Source organism: Pseudomonas sp. 05N434, from assembly GCF_056396965.1.
This window is the reverse complement of the sequence record NZ_JBFTMK010000460.1, coordinates 1-4,133: the sequence shown is the minus strand read 5'-3', so window position 1 is coordinate 4,133 and position 4,133 is coordinate 1. Positions and strand designations below refer to the sequence as shown.

4 protein-coding genes and 1 pseudogene are annotated in these 4,133 nt (G+C 61.6%); 2 read left to right on the top strand and 3 right to left on the bottom strand.

Translation table 11 applies throughout. From position 1 onward, the window contains the following. A pseudogene (locus tag AC1DLB_RS23345) lies at positions 1 to 142 on the bottom strand (quinone oxidoreductase); the annotation flags it as partial. A gap of 181 nt (positions 143 to 323) precedes the next feature. Between AC1DLB_RS23345 and hemF the strand changes: the two are divergent. Both hemF and aroE read left to right on the top strand, forming a co-directional pair. Then, a complete protein-coding gene (gene hemF, locus AC1DLB_RS23340; RefSeq protein WP_018927302.1) occupies positions 324 to 1,238 on the top strand; it encodes an oxygen-dependent coproporphyrinogen oxidase in 915 nt (304 codons plus the stop codon). Between the two features lie 13 nt (positions 1,239 to 1,251). Then, the gene (gene aroE / locus AC1DLB_RS23335) at positions 1,252 to 2,073 is read left to right on the top strand and encodes a shikimate dehydrogenase (RefSeq protein WP_477743521.1); all 822 of its coding nucleotides are present in this window, start codon (positions 1,252 to 1,254) and stop codon (positions 2,071 to 2,073) included. A 61-nt stretch (positions 2,074 to 2,134) separates the two neighbouring features. Here the strand turns inward: aroE and AC1DLB_RS23330 are convergent, their stop codons facing one another. Together AC1DLB_RS23330 and AC1DLB_RS23325 are read right to left on the bottom strand one after the other, a co-directional pair. Next, a complete protein-coding gene (locus AC1DLB_RS23330) occupies positions 2,135 to 3,703 on the bottom strand; it encodes a SulP family inorganic anion transporter (protein WP_477743520.1) in 1,569 nt (522 codons plus the stop codon). 202 nt (positions 3,704 to 3,905) lie between these two features. Next, the coding region (locus AC1DLB_RS23325) for a glycine betaine ABC transporter substrate-binding protein (RefSeq protein ID WP_477785720.1) at positions 3,906 to 4,133 on the bottom strand (228 nt) is incomplete at its 5' end.

Here is a 4,133-nt window from a genome sequence, read left to right as displayed (position 1 = left end):
GGTAATAGGTGTCGATAAAGTTCAGGCCAATGGCCTTGTTGGTCACGCGTACCTGTTGCGGGCCGGGCTCGGCGGGTTGGTAATCCACGTATTCGAGCACTTCGGGGCCGCCATGGACGCGGAACTGGATACGCTTTGCCATCTGCTCTCTCCTTAGGTCTTTGGCTTCTAGAGTCGTAGCGCCAAGCGCCCTATCGAACTCCCAAGCTTGATCTTCGTCAACTGCGGCAGGCTCGCCTGCGATGTTATGCTACGGACCCATTTGCGCCGGCCCCCCGCTCTGATGGAGCGCCGCGTAGCTTTGCCCGATTCAAGGTGATGCCATGACTACCCGCACCGAGGCCGTAAAAGCCTACCTGCTCGACCTGCAAGACCGTATTTGCGCTGCCCTGGAAGCCGAAGACGGCGGCGCGCGTTTCGTCGAAGACGCCTGGACCCGGCCTGCCGGCGGCGGTGGTCGCACCCGGGTGATTGAGAACGGCGCAGTCATCGAAAAGGGCGGCGTCAACTATTCCCACGTGTTTGGCAGCGGTCTCCCACCGTCCGCCAGCGCCCATCGGCCGGAACTGGCCGGTCGAGGCTTCGAAGCCCTGGGCGTGTCGTTGGTGATTCACCCGCATAACCCCCATGTGCCGACGTCCCACGCCAATGTGCGCTTTTTCATCGCCGAAAAAGAAGGTGAAGAGCCGGTCTGGTGGTTCGGTGGTGGCTTTGACCTGACCCCTTATTACGGCAATGAAGAAGATTGCGTGCATTGGCACCGCGTCGCCGAACAGGCCTGCGCGCCGTTCGGCCCGGACGTTTACCCGCGCTACAAGGCCTGGTGCGACAGCTACTTCCACATCAAGCATCGCCATGAGCCACGGGGCATCGGCGGCCTGTTTTTCGATGACTTGAACGAGTGGGACTTCGATACCAGCTTCGCTTTCATGCGCGCCATCGGCGATGCGTTCATCGACGCGTACCTGCCGATCGTACAACGCCGCAAGAATGATGCGTTCACCGCCAAACAGCGTGAGTTCCAGGAGTTTCGCCGTGGTCGTTACGTTGAATTCAACTTGGTCTATGACCGCGGCACGCTGTTCGGCCTGCAATCGGGCGGGCGTACCGAGTCGATTCTGATGTCGCTGCCGCCGCAAGTACGCTGGGCCTACGACTGGAAGGCCGAGCCGGGCAGTGAAGAAGCACGCCTGACCGAATACTTCCTGCAAGACCGCGATTGGTTGGCCAAGGCCTGAACGAGGAATTCTGATGGACCGTTATGTCGTATTCGGTAACCCGATCGGCCACAGCAAATCGCCGCTGATCCACCGTCTGTTCGCCGAGCAGACCGGGCAGAAACTGGACTACAGCACCTTGCTGGCACCTCTCGACGATTTTTCCGGCTGTGCGTTGGAATTTTTCCGCGAAGGCCGTGGGGCGAATGTGACAGTGCCGTTCAAGGAAGACGCCTATCGCCTGGCGAACAGCTTGACCCAGCGGGCGCAGCGGGCCGGCGCGGTGAATACCCTGAGCAAACTGGCCGATGGCAGTCTGCTGGGCGACAACACCGATGGTGCCGGGCTGGTACGGGACCTGACGGTCAACGCCGGATTCTGCCTCGCGGGCAAACGCATCTTGCTGCTGGGGGCCGGTGGCGCGGTGCGCGGCGCGCTGGAGCCGTTGCTGGCGGAGCAACCGGCGTCGGTGATCATTGCCAACCGCACCGTGGAAAAAGCCGAATTGCTGGCGCAATTGTTTGCCGATCTGGGGCCGGTGTCGGCCAGCGGTTTCGACTGGCTGCGCGAGCCGGTGGACCTGATCATCAACGCCACATCCGCCAGTTTGTCCGGCGATGTACCGCCGATTGCCGGCAGTTTGATCGAACCGGGCAAGACGGTTTGCTACGACATGATGTATGGCAAGGACCCAACCTCGTTCTGCCGTTGGGCCAGTGAACATGGGGCTGGTGTGTCGATGGATGGCTTGGGCATGTTGGCCGAGCAGGCGGCGGAAGCTTTCTATCTGTGGCGCGGTGTGCGCCCGGATACGGCGCCGGTGCTGGCCGAACTTCGCCGGCAACTGGCGCTGTAGTTCTGTGGCGAGGGAGCAAGCTCCCTCGCCACAGGTTATCTGTTTGTCAAAACAGTGGCGTTTAGTCCTCAAACCGGATCGGGCATTTCTCCGCGCCTTCCAGCTTCCTCAATTCCTCCACCACTTGCGGCCGTGCCTGCCGCAGGGTCAGGCTGCGATCCTGACGCAGCAGCCGTCGTGCTTCCTGGTGCAGCATTTCCACGCCCGAGTAGTCGATGAAGTTGATCTGCTGCGCCTCGATCACTACTCGTGGGCCGTGCATCCGTTGCAGGCGCACTTGCAGGTAATGGCTGGCGCCGAAAAAGATCGAACCGCCGACCCTCAGGATGTCTTCGTCACCATTGCGCCAGTGCTGCACCCGTGGCTGTGAGGTGCGTTTGAGGTAGAAGAACAGTGACGCCAGCACCCCGGCGTAGATCGCCGTCTGCAACTCCAGCAACAGGGTGGCGACACAGGTCAGCGCCATGACCAGGAATTCGGCATGGCTGACCCGCAACAAGGCACGAATGCCGCGATGATCCACCAATCCCCAAGCGATCAAAAGGATGCTGCCAGCCATGGCCGGGATCGGGATGTGCGCAATCAATGCCGCACCGAAGATCGCGAACAGTGCCACCCACAGCGCCGAAAAAACCCCGGCCAGCGGTGAACAGGCGCCGGCATCGTAGCTCAGGCCCGAGCGAGTGAAGGAACCGGCGGACAGCGAACCGGAAAAAAACGCCCCGACCATGTTCGAGAAACCCTGGGCGCGAACTTCCTGATTGGCATCGAGCAACTGCTGCGAGCGGGCCGACAGGGAGCGGGCAATCGACAGGCTCGTCACCAGCCCGAGCATGCCGACCGCCACCGCACTGGGCAGCAGGCGCAATATCAGGTCCAGATCCAGCGGCAGCGGGCTGAAGGGCGGCAGCCGCCCGACAAACGCGCTGACCAGCTTCACATGACCGAACATCGCTGGCCACAGCCATACCAGCAAACCGCTCAGGGCCAGAGCGATCAACAGCGTCGGCCAGCGCGGCACCAGCAGTTTCAGCACGATGCCAACCGCGACCGTGGCCAGGCCCAGCAGCAGCGAGGGTTTGTCCACTTCGCCGAGATGATTGAGCAGCATCATCAAGCTGTTGAGCGCCGTGGCCTGGTTGGGCACATCCAGCCCCAGCAGGTTCGGCAGCTGCCCGATGGCAATCACCACCGCTGCGCCGAGGGTGAAGCCCAGCACCACCGAGTGAGAGACGAAATTCACCAGGGCACCGAACCGCAGCAAACCCAGTAACCACTGGAAAATGCCCGCAAGGAAAGTCAGAAGCAGGATCAGCGTGACGTAGTCCTGCGATGCAGGGACGGCCAGAGGACTGACGCTGGCATACAGGACGATGGAAATGGCCGCCGTAGGGCCGCAGATCAAATGCCACGACGAACCCCAGAGGCAGGCAATCAGCACCGGGATGATGGCGGCGTACAGGCCATATTCCGGTGGGAGGCCAGCGATCAGGGCGTAGGCAATCGATTGTGGCAACGCGAGAATCGCACCGCTCAGGCCGACGATCAGGTCACGACCAACGCTGGCGCGGGTTTGCCGGGGCAACCAGGTCAGGAAGGGAAAGAGTGAATGGCGGCTGGGGAAGGCCATGGGTCCTCTCGGTACGGGGTAAATCGTCAGGGTAAAGCATTGGCTCGTAGTGGGCAGATCATTGTGGCGAGGGAGCTTGCTCCCGCTCGGCTGCGCAGCAGTCGCAAATCCGGACAACTCGGTGAGGCTGATAAACCGGGTCTGCCGAAATGGGAGTGCTACGCCCTCCAGCGGGAGCAAGCTTCCTCGCCACAGGGGAACCTTACAACTTGGCTTTGACCGCCGGCAGAGCATCCTTGCCGTCCACGGTCTTCACGCCCTCCAGCCATTTATCCAGCACCACCGGATTGGCCTTGATCCACGCCTTGGCCGCGTCGGCGTTGCTGACCTTCTTGTTCACCACTTCGGCCATGATGCTGTTCTCCATTTCCTGAGTAAAACTCAGGTTGGTGAGCAGTTTGCCGACGTTCGGGCAGGCCTGTGCATAACC